21 protein-coding genes are annotated in these 24,228 nt (G+C 71.0%); 14 read left to right on the top strand and 7 right to left on the bottom strand.

Going from position 1 to position 24,228, the window contains the following annotated elements; all coding sequences use genetic code 11:
- Positions 1–72 precede the first annotated feature (72 nt).
- The gene (locus tag AB0J66_RS21985) at positions 73–1,743 is read left to right on the top strand and encodes a molybdopterin-dependent oxidoreductase (protein WP_364663421.1); all 1,671 of its coding nucleotides are present in this window, start codon (positions 73–75) and stop codon (positions 1,741–1,743) included.
- A 198-nt stretch (positions 1,744–1,941) separates the two neighbouring features.
- Here the strand turns inward: AB0J66_RS21985 and AB0J66_RS21990 are convergent, their stop codons facing one another.
- Entirely contained in the window at positions 1,942–2,331 is a 390-nt protein-coding gene (locus AB0J66_RS21990) for a WhiB family transcriptional regulator (protein ID WP_364663424.1), read from the bottom strand.
- A 231-nt stretch (positions 2,332–2,562) separates the two neighbouring features.
- Between AB0J66_RS21990 and AB0J66_RS21995 the strand changes: the two genes are divergently transcribed.
- Positions 2,563–3,411 (top strand): helix-turn-helix transcriptional regulator, encoded by an 849-nt coding sequence (locus tag AB0J66_RS21995; RefSeq protein ID WP_364663426.1) that lies wholly within the window; start codon positions 2,563–2,565, stop codon positions 3,409–3,411.
- Positions 3,412–3,434: 23 nt separating this feature from the next.
- Here AB0J66_RS21995 and AB0J66_RS22000 read toward each other — a convergent pair whose 3' ends face one another.
- Positions 3,435–3,839 carry a DUF5319 domain-containing protein gene (locus tag AB0J66_RS22000; protein WP_364663931.1) on the bottom strand — a complete coding sequence of 135 codons (405 nt, stop codon included), beginning with the start codon at positions 3,837–3,839 and terminating at the stop codon, positions 3,435–3,437.
- Positions 3,840–3,961: 122 nt separating this feature from the next.
- Between AB0J66_RS22000 and guaB the strand changes: the two genes are divergently transcribed.
- The 3 genes from guaB to AB0J66_RS22015 are packed head-to-tail and all read left to right on the top strand — an operon-like array spanning position 3,962 to position 8,039.
- Positions 3,962–5,449 (top strand): IMP dehydrogenase, encoded by a 1,488-nt coding sequence (guaB, locus tag AB0J66_RS22005; RefSeq protein WP_364663428.1) that lies wholly within the window; start codon positions 3,962–3,964, stop codon positions 5,447–5,449.
- Positions 5,450–5,501: 52 nt separating this feature from the next.
- Positions 5,502–6,620, top strand: a complete 1,119-nt coding sequence (locus tag AB0J66_RS22010) for a GuaB3 family IMP dehydrogenase-related protein (RefSeq protein WP_364663431.1) — start codon at positions 5,502–5,504, stop codon at positions 6,618–6,620.
- A 9-nt stretch (positions 6,621–6,629) separates the two neighbouring features.
- The gene (locus AB0J66_RS22015; protein WP_364663434.1) at positions 6,630–8,039 is read left to right on the top strand and encodes a M1 family metallopeptidase; all 1,410 of its coding nucleotides are present in this window, start codon (positions 6,630–6,632) and stop codon (positions 8,037–8,039) included.
- On the opposite strand, the gene AB0J66_RS22020 is transcribed toward AB0J66_RS22015, so the two are convergent.
- Entirely contained in the window at positions 8,036–9,106 is a 1,071-nt protein-coding gene (locus AB0J66_RS22020) for an LCP family protein (RefSeq protein WP_364663437.1), read from the bottom strand. The genes AB0J66_RS22015 and AB0J66_RS22020 overlap by 4 nt on opposite strands.
- A 129-nt stretch (positions 9,107–9,235) precedes the next feature.
- Between AB0J66_RS22020 and AB0J66_RS22025 the strand changes: the two genes are divergently transcribed.
- The 3 genes from AB0J66_RS22025 (at position 9,236) to guaA (ending at position 13,614) form a co-directional block, all read left to right on the top strand.
- Positions 9,236–11,029 carry a S8 family serine peptidase gene (locus AB0J66_RS22025; protein ID WP_364663440.1) on the top strand — a complete coding sequence of 598 codons (1,794 nt, stop codon included), beginning with the start codon at positions 9,236–9,238 and terminating at the stop codon, positions 11,027–11,029.
- A 103-nt stretch (positions 11,030–11,132) separates the two neighbouring features.
- Positions 11,133–12,053 (top strand): S8 family peptidase, encoded by a 921-nt coding sequence (locus AB0J66_RS22030; protein ID WP_364663443.1) that lies wholly within the window; start codon positions 11,133–11,135, stop codon positions 12,051–12,053.
- A gap of 13 nt (positions 12,054–12,066) precedes the next feature.
- A complete protein-coding gene (guaA, locus tag AB0J66_RS22035; RefSeq protein WP_364663445.1) occupies positions 12,067–13,614 on the top strand; it encodes a glutamine-hydrolyzing GMP synthase in 1,548 nt (515 codons plus the stop codon).
- 4 nt (positions 13,615–13,618) lie between these two features.
- Here the strand turns inward: guaA and AB0J66_RS22040 are convergent, their stop codons facing one another.
- On the bottom strand, positions 13,619–13,819 hold the full coding sequence (locus tag AB0J66_RS22040; protein WP_364663447.1) for a PspC domain-containing protein: 201 nt from the start codon (positions 13,817–13,819) through the stop codon (positions 13,619–13,621).
- 204 nt (positions 13,820–14,023) lie between these two features.
- Here AB0J66_RS22040 and AB0J66_RS22045 point away from each other — a divergent pair, with 204 nt between their 5' ends.
- The 3 genes from AB0J66_RS22045 to AB0J66_RS22055 all read left to right on the top strand — a co-directional run bounded on the left by AB0J66_RS22045 (position 14,024) and on the right by AB0J66_RS22055 (position 17,075).
- Positions 14,024–14,974, top strand: coding sequence for an NUDIX hydrolase (locus AB0J66_RS22045; protein WP_364663449.1), 951 nt, complete (start codon positions 14,024–14,026; stop codon positions 14,972–14,974).
- Positions 14,975–14,978: 4 nt separating this feature from the next.
- Positions 14,979–15,896 carry an NUDIX domain-containing protein gene (locus tag AB0J66_RS22050; protein ID WP_364663451.1) on the top strand — a complete coding sequence of 306 codons (918 nt, stop codon included), beginning with the start codon at positions 14,979–14,981 and terminating at the stop codon, positions 15,894–15,896.
- 300 nt (positions 15,897–16,196) lie between these two features.
- Positions 16,197–17,075, top strand: coding sequence for a CDP-alcohol phosphatidyltransferase family protein (locus tag AB0J66_RS22055; RefSeq protein WP_364663934.1), 879 nt, complete (start codon positions 16,197–16,199; stop codon positions 17,073–17,075).
- A 49-nt stretch (positions 17,076–17,124) separates the two neighbouring features.
- Here AB0J66_RS22055 and AB0J66_RS22060 read toward each other — a convergent pair whose 3' ends face one another.
- Genes AB0J66_RS22060 through AB0J66_RS22070 form a run of 3 tightly spaced genes read right to left on the bottom strand, consistent with a single transcriptional unit; the run spans position 17,125 to position 20,281 of the window.
- Positions 17,125–18,366 carry a phosphatidylserine decarboxylase gene (locus tag AB0J66_RS22060; RefSeq protein WP_364663453.1) on the bottom strand — a complete coding sequence of 414 codons (1,242 nt, stop codon included), beginning with the start codon at positions 18,364–18,366 and terminating at the stop codon, positions 17,125–17,127.
- Between the two features lie 20 nt (positions 18,367–18,386).
- The gene (locus AB0J66_RS22065) at positions 18,387–18,737 is read right to left on the bottom strand and encodes a hypothetical protein (protein ID WP_364663455.1); all 351 of its coding nucleotides are present in this window, start codon (positions 18,735–18,737) and stop codon (positions 18,387–18,389) included.
- Entirely contained in the window at positions 18,734–20,281 is a 1,548-nt protein-coding gene (locus AB0J66_RS22070; protein ID WP_364663457.1) for a PspC domain-containing protein, read from the bottom strand. Before AB0J66_RS22070 ends, AB0J66_RS22065 begins: the two co-directional genes overlap by 4 nt.
- A 153-nt stretch (positions 20,282–20,434) precedes the next feature.
- On the opposite strand from AB0J66_RS22070, the gene AB0J66_RS22075 reads away from it, so the two are divergent.
- The 3 genes from AB0J66_RS22075 to AB0J66_RS22085 all read left to right on the top strand — a co-directional run bounded on the left by AB0J66_RS22075 (position 20,435) and on the right by AB0J66_RS22085 (position 24,219).
- Positions 20,435–21,700 (top strand): PspC domain-containing protein, encoded by a 1,266-nt coding sequence (locus AB0J66_RS22075; RefSeq protein WP_364663937.1) that lies wholly within the window; start codon positions 20,435–20,437, stop codon positions 21,698–21,700.
- Entirely contained in the window at positions 21,697–22,353 is a 657-nt protein-coding gene (locus tag AB0J66_RS22080; RefSeq protein ID WP_364663459.1) for a response regulator transcription factor, read from the top strand. Before AB0J66_RS22075 ends, AB0J66_RS22080 begins: the two co-directional genes overlap by 4 nt.
- A 228-nt stretch (positions 22,354–22,581) precedes the next feature.
- Positions 22,582–24,219 (top strand): ABC transporter substrate-binding protein, encoded by a 1,638-nt coding sequence (locus tag AB0J66_RS22085; protein WP_364663461.1) that lies wholly within the window; start codon positions 22,582–22,584, stop codon positions 24,217–24,219.
- Positions 24,220–24,228 lie beyond the last annotated feature (9 nt).

The raw sequence follows: 24,228 nt of genomic DNA on the forward strand, positions 1-24,228 counted from the left end.
GCGGCCAGTGGCAATTCTTACGGGGTGCTGACGGACATCGCCGCCGGGGCTGACGGGGAGCAGGATGGTGGAGTGAATCTTTCAGTGCGCGCCGGCCTGTCCGGGGTGGCGGCGGCCGCGGTGGCGGTGGGGGCGGCCGAGATCGTCGCCGTGGCGACCGGGCCGCTGTCGGCGCCGCTGCTCGCGGTGGGCGGCGTGGTGGTGGACAACGTGCCGGGGCCGGTCAAGGACTTCGGCGTCCAGGTGTTCGGGGTGCACGACAAGACGGCGCTCATCGTGGGGACGGCGGTTCTGCTGGCGGCCTACGCGTACGGGCTCGGGCTGGTGGCGGCGCGGCGCTGGCGGGCCGGGGTGGCCGGGATCGCGCTGTTCGCGGTGATCGGCGTCGCGGCGGCCATGACCCGACACGACGCGGGGGTCTTCGCCTGGCTGCCGACGGTGGCGGGGGCGGGGCTGGCCGTGTGGGTGCTGCGGGCGCTGCTGGGGCTGGCCGGGGCGCCGTCGATCGCCACCGCCGGTGCGGCGCGACCCACCCGGGCCCGGGTCGGGGCCGGGGTGGGGGTGAGCGCGAGTGGGCAGGACAACCCGCAGCCGGCGGACGGCCTCGAGCCCGGCGGACCCGGCCCGGAGAAAGCGGGTTCTGGGGACGACGCGTACTTCAAAGGCCCGGAGAGGCTCACCGAGAGCGAGCGACGCCGGTTTTTGAAGATGCTCGGGCTGGCCGGTGGTCTTGCGGTCGTCGGCGGGGTGGCCGGGCGGCTGCTGACCGGACGGCAGGCGGTCCAGCAGGCGCGCAGTGAGGTTGTGCTGCCGCCGCCGCGGCAGACGCCGCCGACGGTGCCGGCCGGAGCGCAGGTGCCCGGCGTGACGCCGTATGTGTCGCCGAATGCGGATTTCTACCGGATCGACACGGCCCTCTATCCGCCGCAGGTGGATCCGTCGACGTGGCAGCTGCGGATTCACGGGATGGTGCGTAACCCGATCACGTTGACCTGGGAGCAGCTGCTGCAGCGGCCGATGATCGAGCGGTATGTGACGCTCGCCTGCGTGTCGAACGAGGTCGGCGGGGATTTGATCGGTAACGCGCTGTGGCTCGGCACGCCGATCAAGGAGCTGCTCGACGAGGCGGACCCGCTGCCGGAAGCCGATCAGGTGGTGCAGCGGTCGGTGGACGGGTGGACCTGCGGCACACCGACGGCCGTGCTCCGGGACGGGCGGGACGCGCTGCTCACGGTGGGGATGAACGGTGAGCCGCTGCCGGTCGACCACGGCTTTCCGGTGCGCATGGTCGTGCCGGGACTGTACGGATATGTCAGCGCCTGCAAGTGGATCACCGAGATCGAGTTGACCCGGTTCGCCGACTTCGACGCCTACTGGGTGCCGCGCGGCTGGTCGGCCCAGGGCCCGATCAAGACGGAGTCGCGGATCGACACGCCGCGGGACGGGGCCAAGCGGGCGCCGGGCACAGTGGTCGTGGGCGGGGTCGCCTGGGCCCAGCACACCGGCATCGCCAAGGTCGAGGTGCAGGTGGACGACGGGCCGTGGGCGGAGGCGACCCTCGCGGCGACGGTCTCGGCGGACACCTGGCGGCAGTGGAGTTACCAGTGGCAGGCCACGGAGGGTGAGCATCGGCTGCGGGTGCGGGCCACCGACCTCAAGGGGGAGACCCAGACGAGCACCCCGGCCCCGCCCGACCCGGACGGCGCGACCGGCTGGCACGCGGTGAAGGTCGCCATCAAATAAGGAAGGCACAGCAGCTGACGAGAACGCCGGTGTGCCACTTGCTTGAAGGCCGCACTAACGGTCCGTCTCGGAAAGGCAAGTCGCTCATACGGTGGGTTGCATGTCCACCGATGCGGTTGAACAAGAGCCGTCGAACAACGCGACCCGGCCCCCGGAAGGGGACCGGATCGTCATGGTCATGCCGGGTGTGGTTCAGCGTCAGGCCGCCGGCGCCTGCCGTTGTGCCGGCACCGCCGACTTGTGGGGCCGGCCCAGGCGGGCCTCGAGACGAGCAAGGTCGACACGTCCGTGATGGCGGTCGGCGGTGTCCTCCCAACCGACGGCGAGCAGCCGCAGCCGCTCCGCCTCGGTGAGGCCACCCCAGACCCCGTACGGCTCACGTACCGCGAGGGCGTGGGCGGCGCACTCGGCCCGAACCGGGCACGCGCCGCACATCGCCTTGGCTTTGGCCTCCCGGCGGTTGCGGGACGACCCGCGCTCACCGTCCGGGTGGAAGAACTGCGCACTGTCCCGGCCCCGGCAGAGCCCGAGGCGCTGCCAATCCCAGAGATCAGCGATGGGCCCGGGCAATCTGCGAACGTTCGACATGAAAAACCCTCCTCCCGCGTGGCCACGCGGAGTGTGGTCATGAGGGCCCTTGCTCAGGCCTGCCGCCGTGTTACCCCGGTGATCCCCGGCTCACACGCACCATGTCGATGTCTTCACCAGCCGTATGGCACCGGCCAAGCAACTCATACCGATCTTTCCCATTTTTTCCATCTAAAGCGCGTAATGCTGCGGCCCTCGCGTGATCTCCTCTGAGAGAGAAGGAGGATCACTGTGCGTACCGTCCTCGTGTGCGTCCGTACCCCGCTGGCGGCCCAGACCGTCGCGTCCACCGCGGCCCGGCTCGGCATGACCGGCGTCGTCCGGACCGCGGTCAGCGAGACCGAGGCCATGATCCGCCTGGCTGAACGGCCGGCTGAAGTGGTCCTGGCTGACACCGCTGTGACCCGTCCCGACAGCGTCGGCTTCACCCGGCGCGTCCTCGCCCGTGCCCCTCAGGCACAGGTCGTTCTCTTCGGTGCCGAGGACCCGCGCGTCGCCGCCGCGGCCGTGGCCGCCGGCGCCCGCGGAGTCATCCGCGGCGTGGAACACGATCTGGTCAGCGTGGTGGCCAAGGCGCTGCTGCTGCTCCTGCTGCCGGTACGCCCCCAGGGCATGCCGATCAACGGGGCGAACGCCCAGCCGGCCGCCGTCGCCGGTGGGGCCCGCAACAGCAACTCGACCGCGGCCCGGGCCGCCTATCAGAACGGTCTGGCGGTGGGCTCGCCCAACGCCGGGGCCGTGCCGGCCATGCTGCCCAACTCGCCGATGGTGCCGGCCCAGCGTGGCGATGCCCCGATCGATCCCGCCACCGGCCGGCCCATGGTGGCCTGGCCGGGCAACGAGGCCCAGGTCGGCGTGGCCGATCCGGCGCCGGCCGGGCGGCGGCTCACGCTCACCGAGCGCGAGCTGCAGGTGCTGCGGGGGATGGCCGACGGCAAGAGCAACGCCGAGATCGGGCGGGAGCTCTTCGTCTCGGAGGACACCGTCAAGACCCACGCGCGGCGGCTCTTCCGCAAATTAGGGGCTCGCGACCGAGCCCACGCGGTGGCCGCCGGCTTCCGAGCCGGATTAGTCGCTTAAATCGGACGTAAGGGGGGTCGCGCTCAGCGCGACTCCCCTTCTTCTGTGCCCTCGGTCAAAGTGTCGTGTACGCCGTCGGCGTAACCGCGGGCGTACTCCCACGTGACGTAGTGATCCGGATCCGGGTCGTAGGCCGGCTCGTGCACGCGCGGCTGCCCGCTGGTCAGCAGATGGCGCAGATTGCCGCGCAGCAGATCCCAGTCGAAGTAGTGCGGCTCGTGGCAGTCCTCACACTCGATGACCAGGCCCCGGATGCCCGTCGGGCTGAGCAGCGCCTGGTAGATCTCCAGGTCGGAGAGGTCCTCGAGCACGTCCTGCCGTTCGGCCTCGGTCAGCGGCTCGGACTCGGCGTCCTCGGTGAGGTCGTCGAGCTCGGCGGCCGGGTCGCTCGGGTCGCCGTTGAACGGGTCGATCGGCTCTTCTTGCACCCCCATACCGTACTCACCTTCGGTAGATGTGTGCTGGCCCGCACGGCCGGTCCGTCCGCCCGGGTGTCCCGAGGTGGATAGGTACGATGAACCATCCGACCTCTTGCAGTTAGGGATGCTCCGTGGAGACTGATTCCGCTCGTACGGTTCCGCTCGGTCTGACCTTCGACGACGTGCTGCTACAGCCCGGTGAGTCGGACATCGTGCCCAGCCGGGTCAATACGAGGACCCGCCTCACCCGGAACATCGAGTTGACCATCCCGCTGCTCTCGGCCGCGATGGACACGGTCACCGAGGCGCGCATGGCGATCGCGATGGCCCGCCAGGGCGGCATCGGCGTGCTGCACCGCAATCTCTCCGCCGAGGACCAGGCGGCCCAGGTCGACCTGGTCAAGCGGTCCGAGTCCGGCATGATCACCAACCCGGTCACCTGCAGCCCCGAGGCCACGCTGCGCGAGGTCGACCAGCTCTGCGGCCGCTACCGCATCTCCGGCGTGCCGGTCACCGACGCCGACGGCACCCTGGTCGGCATCGTCACCAACCGCGACATGCGCTTCGTCACGGACCAGGACGCGAAGGTCCGCGACGTGATGACCAAGCTGCCGCTGATCACGGCGCCGGTCGGCGTGAGCAAGGACGAGGCGCTCGGCCTGCTGCAGAAGCACAAGATCGAGAAGCTGCCGCTGGTCGACGGCGCCGGTCGCCTGCGCGGCCTGATCACGGTGAAGGACTTCACCAAGAGCGAGCAGTTCCCCGACGCGACCAAGGACGACCAGGGCCGCCTGCGGGTGGCCGCGGCCGTCGGGGTCGGCGACGACTCGTACAAGCGGGCCCGGGGCCTGATCGACGCCGGCGTCGACGTGATCATCGTGGACACCTCGCACGGTCACCAGCGCCAGGTGCTCGACATGATCGCCCGTCTCAAGCGCGACACCGCGACCGACATCGTCGGCGGCAACGTGGCGACCTTCGCCGGGGCCAAGGCGATGGCCGAGGCGGGGGCCGACGCGGTCAAGGTGGGCGTGGGCCCGGGCGCGATCTGCACCACGCGGATCGTCGCCGGTGTCGGCGTCCCGCAGATCACCGCCGTGATGGAGGCGGCCCGGGCCTGCCGTCCGGCCGGCGTCCCGGTGATCGCCGACGGCGGCATCCAGTACAGCGGCGACATCGCCAAGGCGCTGGTGGCCGGGGCCGAGACGGTCATGCTGGGTGGCCTGCTGGCCGGCTCCGAGGAGAGCCCGGGCGACCTGATCTTCGTGAACGGCAAGCAGTACAAGTCCTACCGGGGGATGGGCTCGCTGGGCGCCATGCAGTCGCGTGGCCAGGCCAAGTCGTACTCGAAGGACCGCTACTTCCAGCACGACGTGCCCGAGGAGAAGCTGGTTCCCGAGGGCGTCGAGGGCCAGGTGCCCTATCGTGGTCCTCTGTCGCGCGTCGTCGGTCAGCTCGTCGGCGGCGTTCGCCTGGCCATGGGCTACGCGGGCGCCGAGACGATCCCTGACCTTCAGGAGCGCGGCCAGCTCATCCGGATCACCGCCGCGGGTCTCAAGGAGAGCCACCCGCACGACATCCAGATGACGGTGGAAGCCCCTAACTACCACTCCCGGTAGCCCGTCCAACCACCCCACCACCACCCTTAAAAGGAATTGAAGGCATCTTGATATGCGCGACGTAGTGGAGATCGGACTGGGCAAGACCGCCCAGCGGGGGTATCACCTGGACGACATCGCGATCGTCCCGAGCCGGCGCACCCGCGACGTGGACGACGTGTCCACCGAGTGGCGCCTCGACGCGTACCCCTTCAAGATCCCCTGCGTCGCGCATCCGTCCGACGCCACCATGAGCCCGGAGTCCGCGGTCGCCCTGGGCCGCCTCGGCGGCCTGGGCGTGCTCAACGCCGAGGGCCTCTGGACCAGGTACGAGGACCCGACCAAGGTCCTGGAGGAGCTGGCCGCGCTCGACGAGGACGCCGACGCGACCAAGCGCCTGCAGGAGGTCTACTCCGAGCCGATCAAGCCGGAGCTGATCGCCGAGCGGGTGCGGGTCATGCGTGAGGGCGGCGTCACCGTCGCCGTGCGGGTGTCGCCGCAGCACACGCTGGCGCTGGCCCCGGTCGTGCTCGACGCCGGCGTCGACCTGCTGGTCATCCAGGGCACCCTGGTCAGCGCCGAGCACGTCTCGACCACGGACGAGCCGCTGAACCTCAAGGAGTTCATCGCCGACCTCGACCTGCCGGTGATCGTCGGCGGCTGTACGGACTACAAGACCGCCCTGCACCTGATGCGCACCGGCGCCGCCGGCGTCATCGTCGGGGTCGGCGCCGACGAGTGGTCCACGACCGACACCGTCCTCGGCATCCGGGTGCCGATGGCGTCCGCGATCGCCGACGCCGCGGCCGCCCGCCGCGACTACCTGGACGAGACCGGTGGCCGTTACGTTCACCTGATCGCGGACGGTGGCATCTCCACTTCGGGTGATATCGCCAAGGCGATCGGGTGCGGCGCCGACGCCGTGATGCTCGGCGAGCCCCTCTCGCTGGCCGAGGGCGCGCCCGCCGGCGGGGCCTGGTGGCACTCCTCGGCGAGCCACCCGCAGCTGCCCCGGGGTGGCTTCTGCATCGCCGGTGAGCCCGACGGCACCCTCGATGAGCTGCTGTTCGGCCCGGCCGACCGGGCCGATGGCCAGCTCAACCTCTTCGGTGGACTCAAGCGCGCGATGGCCAAGTGCGGCTACAGCGACGTCAAGGAGTTCCAAAAAGTCGCGTTGGTCCTCGACCGCTAACCTCTCGCCATGAGGCGTGCAGGGGTGGTGCTCGCGGTCGTGTTGCTGGCCGCGAGCGGGTGTTCGGGAGACGACGGCAAACCGGCGCCGGCGGCGAGTTCCTTCGCCGCCGGAGCCGACGGGGCCGGAGATCCGTATTTCCCGAAGTACGGCAACGGCGGGTACGACGTCGCCGGGTACGACCTGAAGGTGAAGTTCGACCCGAAGACGGACGAGCTCACCGGCACGGCCACGATCACCGCGACCGCCACCCAGGACCTGTCGGCCTTCAACCTGGACCTCTCGAAGCTCGCCGTGAGCGACGTGACGGTCGACGGGGAGAAGGCCACCTCGTCGGCCGCGGGCGCCGAGCTGACCATCAAGCCGGCCGACGGCATCGCCCGGGGCCGCGAGTTCACCACGGTCATCCGGTACGGCGGCAAGCCGTCCCGGCTCGCCAACGCCACTCTCGGCGACGGCGGGTGGCTGGAGACGCCCACCGGGGCCATCGCGCTGGGCCAGCCCGAGTCGGCCAGCACGTGGTATCCCGTGAACGACCACCCGTCGGACAAGGCGACGTGGCGCCTGGAGATGACCGTGCCGTCCGGTCTCGAGGCGATCAGCAACGGCGTCCAGGGCGCGACGAAGGACGCCGGCGGCTGGACCACCTGGACCTGGAGCGAGAGCTCGCCGATGGCCAGCTACCTGTCGTACGTGGTGATCGGCCAGTACCGGATCACCAAGGGCACGCACGGCGGCAAGCCGATGATCACCGCGATCGCCGACTCGCTGCCCGCGAACGGCCCGGCCGCCGAGTCGATCGCGAAGACCGGCGAGATCACCGACTTTCTGGCCACCAAGTTCGGGCCGTACCCGTTCGACGCCAACGGCGGCGTGGTCGTGGACGAGCAGCGCATCGGCTACGCCCTGGAAACGCAGACCCGCCCGGTCTACGGCCCGTCGTTCTTCGCCGGCGGCGAGAACGACACCGTCGTCGCCCACGAGCTGGCGCATCAGTGGTTCGGCGACAGCGTGGCCCTCGACCGCTGGCAGGACATCTGGCTCAACGAGGGCTTCGCCACGTACGCCGAGTGGCTGTGGGACGAGCACGAGCAGGTGCAGACCGTCGAGCAGGCCTTCGACGACACGTACGAGAACTACGGCTGGACCCAGACGCCGGAGACCACCGGCGACCCCGGGGCCAACCGGATCTTCGGCGACGCCGTCTACCAGCGCGGCGGCATGACCGTCTACGCGCTGCGCAAGACCATCGGCGACGCCGCCTTCGACAAATTGCTCAAGCAGTGGACCAGCCTGCACCGCGACGGCAACGCCACCACCGACGACATGATCGCCCTGGCCGAGCAGGTCTCCGGGAAGCAGCTCGACGATTTCTTCCAGAAGTGGCTCTTCGACAAGGCCAAGCCGGCCAAGCCTTAACCCTTGTCCACGAGCTTGGGGTGGCCGGCCAGGTAGCCGGCCGCCTTGCCCTGGGCGACCGCGGTGACGAAGCCCTTGCCCTCGGCGGTCAGCCGTTCGCCGAGGTAGCCGCCGCCGCCGAGGACGCTGTCGCCGGGCAGGCTGACCCGGGTGATGTTCTGCGGGGTGAGGTCGCGCAGGGCGTACGCGTACTCGATCGGCGTGCGCCCGCCCAGGTAGACGAGGGTGTCGCCGAGCGCCTTGAGCACGCCCTCCAGGGCGGCCGGGTCGTCGGCCAGGTTGCGGTCGAGCGCCTTGCCGAACAGGGCGGAGACGAGCTGCCGCTGGTGGCGCTGCCGGTCGTAGTCGCCGTTGGGCAGGCCGTAGCGCTGGCGGGCGTAGTCGATCGCCTGCCAGCCGGCCAGGTGACGCCGGCCGGCCTGGTAGACCGCCTGTGGCCCGACGTAGTCGCCGCCGACCAGCGGCCGCAGCGTGCCGTCGGGCTTGCGGTGCCGCGACTTCACCGTCTGGTCGATCACCAGGTCGACCCCGCCGAGCTGGGCGGTGAGCCGCTCCAGGCCGCCGAAGTTGAGGATCGCGCCGGCCTGGAACTGCTTGATCCCGGTGTACTGGCTGATCGTCCGGGAGAGCAGCTCGTAGCCCTTCTTGACGTCGCGCCGGTCGCCGGCGCCGCGGCTCATCGCCTCGGTGAGCTTGTGGGTGCCGCCGTCGTAGCTCACCCGCAGGTCGCGGGGCAGCGAGTAGAGGTACGCCTTCTTCAGGCCCCGCTCGACGTGCAGGAGCATGACGGCGTCGGCGTGCGGCTGCCAGTCGGGGATGCTGACCCGGGTGTCCACGCCGATGAGGAGAAGGTCGAGCGGGCCGGTGATGTCGGCCCCGGGCGACGGGGCGGGGGACGTCGTGGCCGGCGCCGGCGTCGTAGGCTCGGCCGAGACGGAGATCGACGGGGCCGGGGCCGCCGCGGGCTCGTCCGATCCGGAGCGGAGCGCCCAGGCGATCCCCCCGCCGGCCAGCAGCACCAGGACGATCGCCGCGCCGATCCAGAGACCAAGCCTGCTGTTCCGCATGGCGGAACACTAATTCACGGTGATCACCAGCTCAATGCCCCGTCATCCCGCCTTGTGAAACGGGTCATTGCTTTTCACGTTCGGGGCCGTACGCTGACCGCCGCTTATCAACGGGGGAGGCAAGCTTCGATGAAGCTCACCAAACGACGGGTCGCCGTCGGCTCGATCTCCACCGCCGTCGTCCTGGCGATGACGAGCGTGACCACCTGGGCCCTGGCCGACACCAAGCCGTCGACTCCGCAGTCGACGTCGCCGGTGCGCCTGATCGTCGGCTACAAGGACGGCGCGAACCGCACCGCGGCCGCCAACACTCTTTCCGCCGCGGGCGCGAACAAGCTCGACGCGGCCACCGACGCCAAGGCGCTCGAGGAGCTGCACGCCGCGGCGGTGCAGGTGCCGGGCGCGCGCAGCGCCGCGACGATCGCCGCCCTGCGCAGCGACCCCAACGTCGCCTACGTCGAGGTCGACCAGCAGCGCAAGGCGTCCCTGGTGCCCAACGACGAGGCCTACCGGCAGGGTGAGCAGCCCGAGATCGACGAGGTCCGGGCGCCGCAGGCGTGGGACTCGACGACCGGCGGCTCGTCGCCCATCAAGATCGCTGTCGTGGACACCGGCGTGAACGGCGTCGGCGACCTGTCCGGCGCGGTGCTGGGCGGCTACGACTTCGTCAACAAGGACACCTCCCCGGCCGACGACGCCGGTCACGGCACCGCGGTGGCCGCCCTGATCGCGGCCCGCGGCAACAACACCAACGGCATGGCCGGCCTCTGCTGGACCTGCCGGATCATCCCGGTCAAGGTCCTCGACAGCCAGGGCAGCGGCTGGGACAGCGACGTGGCGGCCGGCATCACCTACGCCGTCAAGCAGGGCGCGAAGATCATCAACCTGTCGCTCGGCGGCCCCGGCGCCTCCAAGGTGCTCTCCGACGCCGTGGCCTACGCCAACACGGCCGGGGTCCTGGTCGTCGCCGCGGCCGGCAACAAGTCGTACCCGACCGACCCGCTGACCACGAAGTCGTACCCGGCGGCCTACACCGACGTGGTGGCCGTGGCCGCCACCGCCCAGCGGTCCACGACCCTGGCGTCGTACTCGTACCGCAACAAGTCGGGCGACGGCTGGGTCGACCTGGCGGCGCCGGGCACCGTGACGAGCATGGACCGGTTCGGCAACTACGAGACCGGCCTCAACGGCACCTCGTTCGCGGCGCCGATCGTGTCCGGCATCGCCGGCCTGATCAAGGCGAAGAACCCGAACTTCACCGGCTGGTCGCTGATGCAGGCGCTGCAGCGCTCCGCGGCCAAGCACCCGCTGCCGGCCAAGGGCGTCGTCAACTACGGCAAGATCGACGCCAAGGACGCGCTGACCTTCGCCACCGACACCACCGCGGCCTCGCTGAGCACCATCAGCCCGCCGCAGAACGCCCTGGTCCGCGGCACGACCACGATCACCCCGGTCGGCATCGGCGACAACTGGTCGGGCATCCGCAACGTCAACCTGTACGTCAACGGCGTCGCCAAGGGCGTGGCCACCAAGGCCCCGTTCGGGGTGCCGTGGGCGACCAACGCCTACAACGGCGCCACCAAGGTCGAGCTGCGCATCTGGGACAAGGCCGGCAACCAGCGGATCGTCTCCGGCCGCGTCCTGATCGTGGACAACGTCAAGCCGGTCGTGAAGATCACCTCGGCCCCGAAGAGCGGCTCCAAGATCTCCGGGAACATCACGGTCAAGTTCGCCGTCTCCGACAACCGCGGCGTCAAGGTGACCCAGCTGCTGATCAACGGCAAGGTCTCCCAGCAGCGCTCCACCACCACGCCGTTCACGATCAAGGCGACCTCGGTGCCGAACAACGGGTCGGTGCAGCTGCGGACCTACGACAAGGCGGGCAACGTCCAGCTGTCGGCCAAGTACACGTACAAGAGGTAACAACCCGACCGCAACCGGCTTGGACCGGAACGGTCAGTGAGCGAACCGAAGTGAAGGGAGCCGGCCACTCTGGCCGGCTCCTTTTCGCTTTGGGGGTCTGCACGTGCTCGGTCGTGTCGGGAAGCTGTTCGCCGGTCTGCTCGCGGGTGCCGCGCTGTTCGTCGCGCCGGCCTCGGACGCCGCGGTGGCCTCGGCCGACGGCTGGTCGAAGCCGAACGACCCGGGCTTCTCGACCCAGTGGGGCCTCAAGCAGACCCGGGTCGACCAGGTCTGGAACACCGTCCGCGGCAACAACCGGGTGATCGTGGCGGTGCTCGACACCGGCGTGAACCCGCTGCCCGACCTGCGCACCCGCATGCTGCCCGGCTACGACTTCGTCAACGGCGACAGCAACCCGGCCGACGACAACGGCCACGGCACGATGGCCGCGGGCGTGGTCGCCGCGGGCGGCCAGAACCGCACCGGCATCGCCGGCATCTGCTGGAACTGCCGCATCCTGCCGGTCAAGGTGCTCAACGCCAAGGGCAGCGGCAGCTACACCGCCATCGCCGACGGCATCCGCTTCGCCGCCGACCGCGGCGCGAGCATCATCAGCCTGTCGCTGGGCGGCTCGGCCGACAGCAGCATCCTGCGCGACGCCGTCACCTACGCCGAGGCCAAGGGCGCCCTGATCGTCGCCGCGGCGGGCAACAAGGGCGTCTCGGCCCCGCACTACCCGGCGGCCATCCCGTCGGTGCTGGCCGTCGGCGGCGTCACCTCGACCGGCGCCCGCTACAGCTGGTCCAACTACGGCTCGTGGGTCGACGTGACCGCGCCCGGCTGCAACCCGGCCCAGGGCCCGTCCGGCGCGATCGGGCAGTACTGCGGCACCTCGTCGGCCGCCCCGTTCATCGCCGGCGTGGCCGGCCTGCTCGCCTCGTCGGCGAAGAAGCCGACCGCGGCCCAGATCCGCTCGGCCATCGTCGCCACCAGGACCGTGCCGTCGGGCCGGGTCGACGCTCTCCGGGCGCTCCAGGCGCTCTAGGTAAACTCTCGGGGTGAGTACACCCCGCCCCGTTCTCGTCGTCGATTTCGGCGCCCAGTACGCCCAGCTGATCGCCCGCCGCGTCCGCGAGGCGCGGGTCTACTCGGAGATCGTCCCGCATTCGATGCCGGTGGCCGAGATGCTGGCCAAGAACCCCGCCGCGATCATCCTGTCCGGCGGCCCGTCCAGCGTCTACGAGCCGGGCGCGCCCGTCCTCGACCCGGGCCTGTTCGACAACGACGTGCCCGTCTTCGGCATCTGCTACGGCTTCCAGGCCATGGCCCAGGCGCTGGGCGGCACGGTCGCGCACACCGGCTCCCGGGAGTACGGGCGCACCCTGCTCAGCGCGCAGGGCGGCACCCTGCTGCGCGAGCTCCCGGACGACCTGCCGGTGTGGATGAGCCACGGCGACAGCGTGGCCGTCGCGCCCCAGGGCTTCGCGGTCACCGCGTCGACCCCGGGGGCCCCGGTGGCCGCGTTCGAGGACCTGACGGCCAAGCGGGCCGGTGTGCAGTTCCACCCCGAGGTGGCGCACACCGAGCAGGGCCAGGAGATGCTCAAGCGCTTCCTGTACGACATCGCCGGCATCGAGCCGACCTGGACGTCGTCCAACATCATCGACGAGCAGGTGGCCGCGATCCGCGAGCAGGTGGGCGACAAGCAGGTGATCTGCGGCCTCTCCGGCGGTGTCGACTCGGCGGTCGCCGCCGCGCTCGTCCACAAGGCCATCGGTGACCAGCTGACCTGCATCTTCGTCGACCACGGCCTGCTGCGGGCGGGCGAGGCGGAGCAGGTCGAGAAGGACTACGTGGCCGCCACCGGCATCCGGCTCAAGGTGGTCGACGCGGCCGAGTCGTTCCTGGGCCACCTGGCCGGGGTCACCGACCCCGAGCAGAAGCGCAAGATCATCGGCCGCGAGTTCATCCGGACGTTCGAGGCCGCGGCCCGCGAGCTCGACGCCGAGCGGCACATCGAGTTCCTCGTGCAGGGCACCCTCTACCCCGACGTGGTCGAGTCGGGCGGCGGCACCGGCACGGCCAACATCAAGTCGCACCACAACGTGGGCGGCCTGCCCGACGACCTCCAGTTCGCGCTCATCGAGCCGCTGCGCACCCTGTTCAAGGATGAGGTGCGCGCGCTCGGCACCGAGCTCGGCCTGCCCGACGAGATGGTGCAGCGCCACCCGTTCCCCGGCCCGGGCCTGGCCATCCGCATCATCGGCGCGGTCGACCGGGAGCGGCTCGACCTGCTGCGCGCGGCCGACCTGATCGCCCGCGAGGAGCTGACCGCGGCCGGCCTCGACCGCGACGTCTGGCAGTTCCCGGTGGTGCTGCTGGCCGACGTGCGCAGCGTCGGCGTGCAGGGCGACGGCCGTACGTACGGTCACCCCGTGGTGCTGCGGCCGGTCTCCAGCGAGGACGCGATGACGGCCGACTGGTCGCGTCTGCCCTACGACGTGATCGCCAAGATCTCGACCCGGATCACGAACGAGGTTCGCGAGGTCAACCGGGTCGTGCTCGACGTGACCAGCAAGCCGCCGGGCACCATCGAGTGGGAGTGAGCCGTCACCACTCCTCGGGCATGAGGAACCACATCAGGGGATAGGCCAGCAGGGCCGCGCCCCAGGTGGCGGCGGCGAGCACGACGAAGGCGACCCGGACCAGCACCGGGTCGACGCCGAAGTAGCGGCCCAGGCCGCTGCAGACGCCGGCCCCGACGCGGTCGTCCGTGGGGCGGCGGAGAAGCTTGTAGGGTGCCTCGTTCATGCCCCAATAGTGGGGTCGGGCGAGGCCCTACGACCTCAGGTGTGGCCCGGATACGTACCCTGAAATGATGGTTACGGTTCGTGGTCGATCTAGTGCACGTTGTCCGGGGCAACGCTCTGATCAGGGATTACTCTGCGCGAGCACCCTGTCAGGAATCCGACAGATGTTTTCTGCAGTTCACATAATCCGGGCAGAATGCCGCCCGTGACCCCCGCACTCGAACCGCTCCGCCGGATCGCCGCCTACGCCGTCGCCCGCGACGACGAGGGCCGCGTCCTGCTGGTCCGGGCCTCCACCAGCTCCGGCACGCCCGGCGTCTGGTCCCTGCCCGGTGGCGCCGTCGACCACGGCGAAGATCCCAACCACACCGTCGTCCGCGAGACGGCAGCCGAGACCGGCCTCTCGGTCGCCGTCACCGGCCTCCGCGACGTCCTGGCCGACATGCGCGCGCTGCCGCACCGCGGCGTCACGATCCACACCGACCGCCTCATCTACTCGGTCTCCATCCGGGGCGGCACGCTGGTGGACCGCATCGGTCATCCCACCGACCTGGCCCGCTGGCACACGCTGGAGGAGGCCGAGCGCCTCAAACTCCGCCAGTTCACCGCGAACGCGCTCGGGCTGGGCAGCGCCTCGGCCGACCTGCGGCCCGAGCCGGCGCCCACCTTCCCGTCGTTCTACGCCTATCCCGGGCCGGACGGGCTGCACCGGGCGCAGCGCTTCGCGGCCTACGCGATCGCCACCGACCCGCAGGACACCAGCCTGCTGCTCACCCGCATCGCCCCCGGCTACCCGGGCGAGGGCCGCTGGCACCTGCCCGGCGGCGGCACCGACTACGGCGAGCAGCCCGGCACGGCCCTGATCCGCGAGCTGGTCGAGGAGACCGGCCAGGAGGGCCGGCTGGTCGAGCTGCTCGGCGTGGCCAGCCACCGCGACGCGGCGTCGCTCGGCCCCGAGGGCTACCCGATCGACTGGCACGGCGTGCGCGCCTTCTACCGCGTGGTCGTCGACGCGCCCTCGGAGGTCGCGGTCAAGGACGTCGGCGGCTCCACCTCCGAGGCCCGCTGGATGCCGGTCAAGCAGGTCGCCGACCTCGACGAGGACCAGCTGACCGAAGTGACGGCCGAGGCATTGAAGAAAGCGCGGCTAATCTGATCATGTGAGGATCAGACGCGTCGGAGCCTACGGAATCTGTCGCGACGATTCCGGGCGGGTGCTGCTCGCCCGGAACTCGCCGCTCAGCGAGTTCCCCGGCCTCTGGACCCTGCCCGGCGGCGGCGTCGAGCAGGGCGAGCACCCGGACGACGCGGTCGTGCGCGAGTTCGGCGAGGAGACCGGCCTGGCCGTACGCATCGACGGGCTCAACACCGTCACCGCGGACCTGGCCCGGCTGTCCGGCGGCGACCTCGAGCACACCGACCGGATCATCTACGACGTCTCGGTGACCGGCGGGACGCTGCGTAACGAGGCCGAGGGCACCACCGAGCTCGTCGAGTGGGTCGCCGACCCGGCCGCCCTCCCGCTGATGCCGTTCACCGCAGCGGCCCTCCTGCCCTCCGCCGGGGCGGCCTCGCCGCCTCCGCCCGGCGCCACCCCGTCCCCTCCGCCCGACGAGGAGTTGGCGCGGCCGGCCCGCGTCCAGCGGTTCGGGGCGTATGCGGCGGCGTCGGATCCGGAGGGACGCATCCTGCTTACTCGGATCGCCACGGGGTATCCAGGAGCCGGGCGCTGGCACGTTCCGGGCGGCGGGACCGATCACGGCGAGACGCCCGAAGCCGCCCTGGCCCGGGAGGTCTTCGAGGAGACCGGGCAGCACGGCCGGGTGACCGGTCTGGTGGAGATCTCACACCGTTACGACCCGGCCGCGGTCGGTCCGGAAGGCGTGCCGATCGACTGGCACGTCATCCGCGTCCTGTTCCGATTCGAGGTCGACACGCCGACGGAACCGCAGGTCAAGGAGGTGGACGGTTCCACCGCGGAGGCCCGCTGGTTCACGCCGGCGCAGGCTCGCCGGCTCGACCTGACCGAGCCGGCCGCCGTCGCCGTAGCCCGAATCGGGGCGGAACGGGCGAGTTAGAATCGTTATCCGGGATGGGAGATCGTGGCCCGTTCCGACCCGCCCGGCCAAGGAAAGAAACGGGAGACGCACCTGCCAACGACGGCCGTTCGACTTCTCGCCAACGTCGTCCGGCTGTGCGATGGTGTACACCGCGAATTTCCCCGGTCCGCGTGTGCGGCGGGCTACCGGGCCTCAACCCACCGCAAACGTGCAGGTGGGCCACCTATCTCATGGAGGAAGCACGTGCCGAGATCCCCTTGGCGCCGGCGTCGATCGACGGATAGCCCCCGTCCCGCCGGTCGTCGTTGGGCAGGCCGTCTGCGCCGCGGAGGAACCATCGCGCGGCAGGCCCTGATGGTGCGGGTCGTTCGCCGGAACGCTGAGTCCGGCCGGGCCGCCACCGCCACCAGGGCAGAAGTCATCTACACGGGTGCCGAGCATGTACGGGCCATCGGCCCGGCGGCGCCGCACCTGGCAACTCCGGCGGTCGCGCCCGACGAGATCCCGGCCTCCCTGCTGCCCGGTGAGCACACCGCGGCCCGCAAGGTGCGCTTCGCGATCGTCAACGGCTGCACGATCGCCAGCCTGGCCCTCGGGCTGACCGCGATCTTCCTGGCGATGCACGGCGACGTCCGCCTCGCGGCCGCCTGTCTGGTCGCCTGCGTGGCGTTCGACGGCCTCGACGGCGCGCTGGCCCGCAAGCTCGGCGTCTCCAGCCCGTTCGGCGCCCAGATGGACTCGCTGGCCGACATGTGCTCGTTCGGCCTGGCCGCGCCCGTCGTGGTCTACGCCTCGCTGGCCCACAGCGTGCCCACGCCGGCCGCCGCGGTGGCCTGCGTGCTCGTCGCGGCCTGCGCCGCGATCCGCCTGGCCCGCTTCAACGTCTCGCCCAAGGACGGCAAGTTCTTCTGCGGCGTGCCGACCACCATGGTGGCCGCGGTGCTCGCGGTGTCGGTGCTCATCGGCCTGCCGCTGCCCGGCCTGGCCCTGCTCGGCGGCGTGGCGCTGCTGGCCTTCGCGATGGTCTCCAGCTTCCCGTACGCGAAGCTGGCCCGGCTCCTGCGGCTGCCGGCCTGGCTCTGGCTGCTGCCGATCGTCGGCGCCCTGATCGACGCGCGCCTGACGTTCGTCATGATCGTGGCGGCGTACCTGGTCAGTGGCCCGGTGCTCTGGATGCGGGAGAGAAGGACCGCTTAAGAGTTCGGCTTAAGAAATCGGCCGCCCCGAGGGGCGGCCGATTTTGTCTCTAGAGCCAGCGCGCGATGACGGAGGAACCGCCGACGACCTTGTCGTTGACGGCGACCAGCGGCTCGGCCGCCCCGGCGGGCAGGTAGACGTCGGTGCGCGAGCCGAACCGGATCAGGCCCATCCGCTCGCCCTTGGCCACCAGCGTGCCCACCGGCGCCCGCTGCACGATCCGGCGGGCGATCAGGCCGGTGCGCTGGGCGACCACGACCGTGCCGTGCTCGGTGTCGAGCACCGTGTAGGCCGCGACGTTGTGCTCGGCGGCGGCGGTCATCGCGTTCGCGTAGCCGCCCTCCTCGACGAAGTAGTCGGACACCCGGCCCGCCACCGGCACCCGGTTGACGTGCACGTCGAGGACGGACAGGAAGACCGCGATCCGCAGGAACTCGCCGGGGCCGAAGCGCTCGTCGGTCATCCGCTCGATCGACAGCACCCGGCCGTCGGCCGCGGCGACCACGGCCGACGCGTCCTGCGGCACCTCACGCTCGGGGTCGCGGAAGAACGCGGCCACCGGCGCCGCGGCCAGCGCCGGCAGCAGCCACAGCTTCGACTTGGGCCGGGCCCGGCGGGCCAGCGCGGCCAGGCCGAGCGCGATGCCGGCGGCGGCCACGCCGTTCGAGTCGACGTGCATCGTGCGGGTCACCGGGACGCTGGACGGCCGGTAGGCCGGGGCCAGGGTGGCCGCCACCCGCGGGTCGGCCGCGGTGAACCGCAGCTTGTGCACCCGCAGCGGCGGCTGGTTGCGCAGCACGAGATCGGAGCCGACCCCGAACAGCGCGCCCTGGCGGAACAGCTCGGCCGCCGCGCCGCCGGTGCGCCCCGGCGTAGCCGGGGTGGCCACGGTGAGCACGGCGCCCTCGTTCAGGTATTTCCCGAGACGGTCGAGCAGGACCCGGACCTCGTCGGCGGTGCCGGTCAGCGGCTCGCCGACGATCACCACGTCGGCCGGCTCCGCGTCCTCCAGGGCGTCGACCACCCGGACCCGGTCGGCGATCCAGCTGCCGAGCCCGGTGATGTGGTCGCGCAGCAGGTCGGCCGTGCTGCGCTCGCCGGCCACCAGGGTCAGCTGGTCGGCCGGGAGCAGCGCCTCGACCGCGGCCGCCACCACCTCGGTGGCGTGGTCGGCGGCGAACACCAGGGCGGTGGTGGGCGCGTTGTGCCGGGCGAACTCGGCGGTCAGGGCCCGGGCGGCGACGGGGCCGACCCCGGCGATCGGAGCGTTGGACACCACGGGGTACGTCATGGCAACGAGCATATGGTGGGCTACTTCTCGGGCGGCGTGGGGTGTTGCTTGGTGAACCGCTCCGACGGCTCCTCGAGCAGCTCGCGGACGATCGAGGCGTGCATCTCCGGCGGGAGGTCACCGGGGATCTGCGGCTCCGGGGCCGGGGCCGGCACAGCGGTCGCCAGGGCCGGCTCGGGCGGGCCGCCCCGGGCCGAGCGGAGGGCGCCGAGCAGGCCGATCACGCCGAAGACGATCAGGCCGCCGGCCACCAGCCAGCCCACCGCGGGCAGGTGGACGGTGACCACCGCCGAGGCCGCCCACCACGCGACGACCAGCAGGAACAGGATGCCGAAGCTGAGCGAGACGCCGTCCGTGCGATGCGGTCTCATCGGTGCACCTCCAGGTTGCCCGCGTCCAGCCGCAGGTCGAGCTTGAGCGTGCCGCCCCCGGCGCCGTCCGGGCCGAGGTCGGTCAGGGCCTCGTCGTTGAGCGACTCGCCCTCGTAAGTCTTGCCGAAGATCTCGGCCCGGCCGTTCGCCACCTGCAGCGAGGCGGTCGTGTCGACGGTCGGCGGGAGGATCACCCGCACCTGGCCGAACTTCATGGTCACGGTGATCGTCTGCTGCTGCCCGGCGAAGTCCACCTGGCGCAGGTCGAGCGTGGCGTCGCCAAGCGTGAAGTCGTACCGGTCGGCGATCTGGGCCGGGCTGGTCGGCCGGTAGACGCTGTTGGCGACGTCGTCGCCCCAGCGCTCGGAGCCCGTCGCGGCCAACAGGCCGAGCGACGTCACCAGGCCCAGCGCGATCAGGCCGCGGGCCCGGCCGAGCCAGGCGCCGACGATCAGGCCGGCCCCGATCGTGGCCAGCGCCGCCGCGAAGTACGCGGAGACCGCGATGTTCGCCCCAGCCGTGTCGATCAGGGCCATCACGCCCATCACCACGATCAGCGCGAAGAAGGTGAGGCGGCCCAGCTTGGAGCGCTCCTTGGGCTTCTTCGGCTTCTTGGCCGCGGGCGGCGCCGGGGGCGCGGGCGGGTAGGTGGCCGGGGTGGGCCGGGCGAACGGGCCGTGCGGGGCGAACGGCGGCCGATAGGCCCCGGACGGCGGCGCGAACGGCGGCGCCGGCGCGGCCGCCGGCTCGAACGGCGGCATCGGCGCGGTGACCGGCTCGACCGGGGGCTCGGGAGCGTCCGCGGCCGGCGGCGGCATGGTGGCCGTCGGCCCGGTCGGCGGCGGCGTGGGCGCCGTGGCGAACTCGGCGGTCGGGAACGGGTCCGAAGCGGGCGGGAACGGGTCCGCGGCGGTTGGGAACGGGTCCGAAGCGGGCGGGAACGGGTCCGCGGCGGGCGGTGGCGGAGGCGCGGTGGCCGACGGATGACCCCCGTGTGAGCTCGACCGCTTGATCAGGATGATCGCGCCGAAGATGACCGCGCAGGCGAGCAGGCTGGCCCGGACACCGTCCTGCACGATGAAGGCGAACGACAGCACCGCGGCGCCGCCGAGGACCACCACCGAGACCGGCGTCATGCCCGAGCGGCCCTTGCCGAGCAGCGACTCGATCGGCGAGGCGGTGTCGCCCTCGGCCGGGATGATCAGCCAGCCGATGAGGTAAAGCAGCACGCCGACGCCGCTGATCACACCGAGCACGGCGAACAGCACGCGCCACAGCACCGGGTCGGTGTTGGTGGCCCGGGCCAGGGCGCCGGAGACACCCGCCAGGTAGCGGGGCTTGCGCGGCCGGACGAGCTTGTCCCGGGAGAAGGCCGGGCCGCCGGCCCACGGCGGCGCGTTCCAATCCGCGGCGGGAGGCGCCGGGGGCGCCTGAGTGCCCTGCGCCTGAGCGCCCTGGGACTGAGCGCCCGGCGTGGGGGCGCCCGGGGTTGGGGCGCCCTGTGTCTCCCGAGTGCCCTGCGGTTCGGCAGCTTGCTCGTTCATGGCATCGATCCTCGCCCGCCGGGCACCCGAGGCGCTTCCGGCGCCGACCCTGAGGCCACCCTGAGATCCGGGCCGCCGGATACCAGGGGAAGTTCCCCGTGGTCCTCCAGCGCGGGACGTGTGACGATCGGAGGACACAACCGAGGAGGAGCCATCAGCACCGCCGCCGCACCGCCCACCCGCCGCCTGTACAGGCCGCGCGACCACCGCATCATCGCGGGTGTCGCGTCCGGGCTCGCGCAGCACCTGGGCGTGCCCGTGCTGGCCGTGCGCGTCGCCCTGGTCGTCCTGCTCGGTTTCAACGGCCTCGGCCTCCTGCTCTACGCGGCCTTCTGGGCCGTGCTGCCGCAACAGATCGTGGCCACCGGCGAGCCGCCGGCCAAACGGCGCGACCTCGCGATGCTGCTGCCCTTCGGGGCCATCGGTCTCGGTGTCATCCTCCTGCAGGCGCTGGTCTTCGAGGACAACGTGGCCGGCACGGTGGGCTGGCTGATCGCCGTGGTCGCGGTCGGCGCCGGCATCATCTGGCATCAGGCCGACCCGACGCGCCGCGGCCAGTGGGGCTCCAACATGCCGCAGACGCCCTGGCTGGCGGCCGTGGTGGCGGAGAGCGACCGCCGGTTCTTCCTGCTCCGCTTCATCGGCGGCGGCGTGCTGGTCGCGACGGGCGTGATCGGCGTGGTCGCCGTCTACGCGCCGGCCGGCAGCCTCACGTCAGTGATCAACGGCGTGATCTTCGCGCTGGTCGGGCTGCTCGGCGTCGGGGTGGTCGCCGCCCCGCTGATCTGGCGCATGTTCAACCAGCTGCGCAGCGAGCGCGAGGGCCGCATCCGCGAGCAGGAGCGGGCCGAGGTGGCCGCCATGATCCACGACCAGGTGCTGCACACGCTGGCGCTGATCCAGCGCAACTCGGCCGACATCAAAGAGGTGCAGCGGCTGGCCCGGGGCCAGGAGCGCAGCCTGCGCAACTGGCTCTACAAGCCGACCGCCTCGCCCACCGAGCGGTTCGCGGCCGCCCTCGAGCAGGCCGCCGCCGAGGTCGAGGACACCTATGCGATCAGTGTCGAGACCGTCGTGGTGGGTGACACCGAGTGCGACGAGCGGGTGGCGGCCCTGGTCGCCGCGGCCCGCGAGGCCATGGTCAACGCGGCCCGGCACGCCGGTGTGCAGACGGTCTCGCTCTACGCCGAGGTCGAGCCGGACGAGTTGAGCGTCTTCGTCCGCGACCGTGGCGCCGGATTCGAGCTCAACGGCGTGCAGGAGTCCCGGCACGGCGTGCGAGGCTCGATCATCGGACGGATGCAGCGTCACGGCGGCAAGGCGGAGATCCGCAGCGCCGTCGGCGACGGAACAGAGGTCCGGCTGACCCTGCCCGTCTCGCGGGACAGTGTGACGGCCGGTAAGGAGGCAACACGATGACCGAGCCCGAGAACCGGCGGCTCACCGTCTTCCTGGTCGACGACCACGCGATGTTCCGCGCGGGCGTGCGGGCCGAGCTGGGCGCGCACGTCGACGTCATCGGCGAGGCGAGCACGGTGGCCGAGGCGGTCAGCAGGATCGCGGCGGCCGAGCCGGACGTGGTCCTGCTCGACGTGCACATGCCCGACGGCGGCGGCCGCGCGGTGCTCGACGCGATGCGGCGCACCCATCCGCACGTGCGCTTCCTGGCCCTTTCCGTCTCCGACGCGGCCGAGGACGTGATCGGCCTGATCCGGGCCGGCGCCCGCGGTTACGTGACCAAGACGATCTCGCCGGACGAGCTGGCCGCCGCGATCCGCCGGGTGGCCGACGGCGACGCCGTGTTCAGCCCGCGGCTGGCCGGCTTCGTGCTGGACGCCTTCGCCTCCCGGCCCGACGTGCCGGTCGCCGACCCCGAGCTCGACCAGCTCACCAACCGGGAGCGCGAGGTGCTGCGGCTGCTGGCCCGGGGTTATGCCTACAAGGAGATCGCCAAGGAGCTGTTCATCTCGATCAAGACGGTCGAGACCCACGTGTCGAACGTGCTGCGCAAGCTCCAAATGAGCAACCGTTACGAATTGTCACGTTGGGCGGCCGATCGGCGACTCGTCTGATTGATCTTCAATCGCGCGCTGCGGTGGGTTGCCGTTCGCGTACCGAACGGCGTTTTCCCAGGTAAACCGGGTTGCTCATATCGAAGAACCGGTCGAGGGGCAAGCGTGACGCCGGGCCTGTCTAGTATCGGCTTGGTAACGGGTTCTTGGCTGTCGTTGGCTCTGTGTCACAGTTGCTGGCGACTCACACGACCCCCGTGAGCGCCCCTTGAAGGAGGCACCCACCCCATGCCTGGGAAAAGCCCGTGGAAGATGGCGGCCGCAGCGGCCGCCATCGTCTTGTTGGCGTCGGGCTGCAGCGGTAGTTCCTCGGACGATGCCGAAGCCCTGCCGAACAGCATCAGCATCGGAATCGTCGAGCCGACGAGCCTGATCCCGTCCAATGTGGTGGAAACGGGTGGCTCGCAGGTGCTTTCGTCGCTGTTCTACCCGCTTGTGCGCTTCACCGACAAGAGCGTGCCGTACGCGGTCGCCGCTCAGTCGATCACGCACGATGCTTCCAACCGGGTCTGGACCATCAGGCTCAAGCCGGGCTTCACCTTCAGCAACGGCGAACCGGTCACCTCGGACAACTACATCAACGCCTGGAACTACGGGGCGTACGGCCCGAACGGTCAGCTCGCGTCGTACTTCTTCAGCCGGATCCAGGGCTTCGCCGACCTGCAGTCGGAGGACCCGGACGGCAAGGACGGCCCGCTCGAGGCGCCCGAGCCCAAGGCCAAGACGCTCAGCGGGCTTCGCAAGATCAATAACACGACCTTCACGGTCACCCTCTCCGCGGGCTTCGCCGGCTGGGAGACGGTGATGGGCTACACCGCGTTCTACCCGCTGCCCAAGGCGGCGTTCGAGAGCGAGGGCGTGCTCAAGAAGGACTTCGGCGAGGCGCCGATCGGCAACGGGCCCTTCAAGATCAAGGGTAAGTGGCAGCACGACCAGCAGGTCCAGGTCGAGAAGGTCGCCGACTTCAAGGGCACCGTGCCCAAGGTCAACGGCATCACGTGGAAGATCTACCAGGATCTCACCACGCAGTACAACGACCTGGTCGCGGGCAACCTCGACGTCGAGACCCAGATCCCCGTCGAGAGCCTGCCGCAGGCCTCCAGCGACCTGGGCGACCGGCTGCTCAAGAGCCCGAGCTCGAGTTTCGACTTCGTCGGCTTCCCGCTCTACGACGACAAGTACAAGAGCCCGCAGGTGCGCCGGGCCATCTCGATGGCGATCAACCGCCAGGAGATGACCGAGCAGATCTTCCTCGGCTCGGTGAGCCCCGCGACGGCGTTCGTCTCGCCGGTCCTGCAGGGCGCCCGCAAGGACACCTGCAAGCAGAACTGTGAGTACAACCCGGTGAAGGCCCGGCAGATGTACAACGCGGCCGGCGGCCCCCGGGAAATCAAGATCACGTACAACGCCGACGGCGGGCACAAGCCCTGGATCGACGCGATGTGCAACCAGATCAAGTCGTCGCTCGGCGTCAACTGCGTCGGCGCCACCGTGCCCAAGCTGACCGACCTGCTGGCCAAGGTGCGCGCCCACGAGGACGTCGGCATGTACCGGCTCGCCTGGTCGATGGACTACCCGCTGATGGAGAACTACCTCGGCCCGCTCTACACCAGCGACGGCTCCTCGAACTACGGCGGCTACAAGAACACGACGTTCGACAGCCTGGTCCGGCAGGGCTCGGAGGCGGCGACCGTGCAGCAGGCCACGAAACTCTGGCAGAACGCCGAGGACATCCTGGCCCAGGACATGCCGGTGCTGCCGCTGCGGTTCGGCCAGAACGTCTATGGCCACTCGGAGCGGGTCATCGACGTGTCCATGGACCTGTTCGCCATCGTGGACATCTACAAGATCGATATCGCCAGTTAGTCTGACCGT

Source organism: Actinoplanes sp. NPDC049598, from assembly GCF_040675435.1.
Classification (GTDB): domain Bacteria; phylum Actinomycetota; class Actinomycetes; order Mycobacteriales; family Micromonosporaceae; genus Actinoplanes.

Excerpts from the sequence above, each read along its gene's own strand:
- AB0J66_RS22015 (WP_364663434.1), top strand. The coding sequence starts at position 6,630 with ATGAGGCGTGCAGGGGTGGTGCTCGCGGTCGTGTTGCTGGCCGCGAGC.
- AB0J66_RS22040 (WP_364663447.1), bottom strand. The coding sequence starts at position 13,819 with ATGAACGAGGCACCCTACAAGCTTCTCCGCCGCCCCACGGACGACCGC.
- AB0J66_RS22080 (WP_364663459.1), top strand. The coding sequence starts at position 21,697 with ATGACCGAGCCCGAGAACCGGCGGCTCACCGTCTTCCTGGTCGACGAC.
- AB0J66_RS22065 (WP_364663455.1), bottom strand. The coding sequence starts at position 18,737 with ATGAGACCGCATCGCACGGACGGCGTCTCGCTCAGCTTCGGCATCCTG.
- AB0J66_RS21990 (WP_364663424.1), bottom strand. The coding sequence starts at position 2,331 with ATGTCGAACGTTCGCAGATTGCCCGGGCCCATCGCTGATCTCTGGGAT.
- AB0J66_RS22070 (WP_364663457.1), bottom strand. The coding sequence starts at position 20,281 with ATGAACGAGCAAGCTGCCGAACCGCAGGGCACTCGGGAGACACAGGGC.
- AB0J66_RS22085 (WP_364663461.1), top strand. The coding sequence starts at position 22,582 with ATGCCTGGGAAAAGCCCGTGGAAGATGGCGGCCGCAGCGGCCGCCATC.
- AB0J66_RS22010 (WP_364663431.1), top strand. The coding sequence starts at position 5,502 with ATGCGCGACGTAGTGGAGATCGGACTGGGCAAGACCGCCCAGCGGGGG.
- AB0J66_RS22025 (WP_364663440.1), top strand. The coding sequence starts at position 9,236 with ATGAAGCTCACCAAACGACGGGTCGCCGTCGGCTCGATCTCCACCGCC.
- AB0J66_RS22060 (WP_364663453.1), bottom strand. The coding sequence starts at position 18,366 with ATGACGTACCCCGTGGTGTCCAACGCTCCGATCGCCGGGGTCGGCCCC.
- AB0J66_RS22020 (WP_364663437.1), bottom strand. The coding sequence starts at position 9,106 with ATGCGGAACAGCAGGCTTGGTCTCTGGATCGGCGCGGCGATCGTCCTG.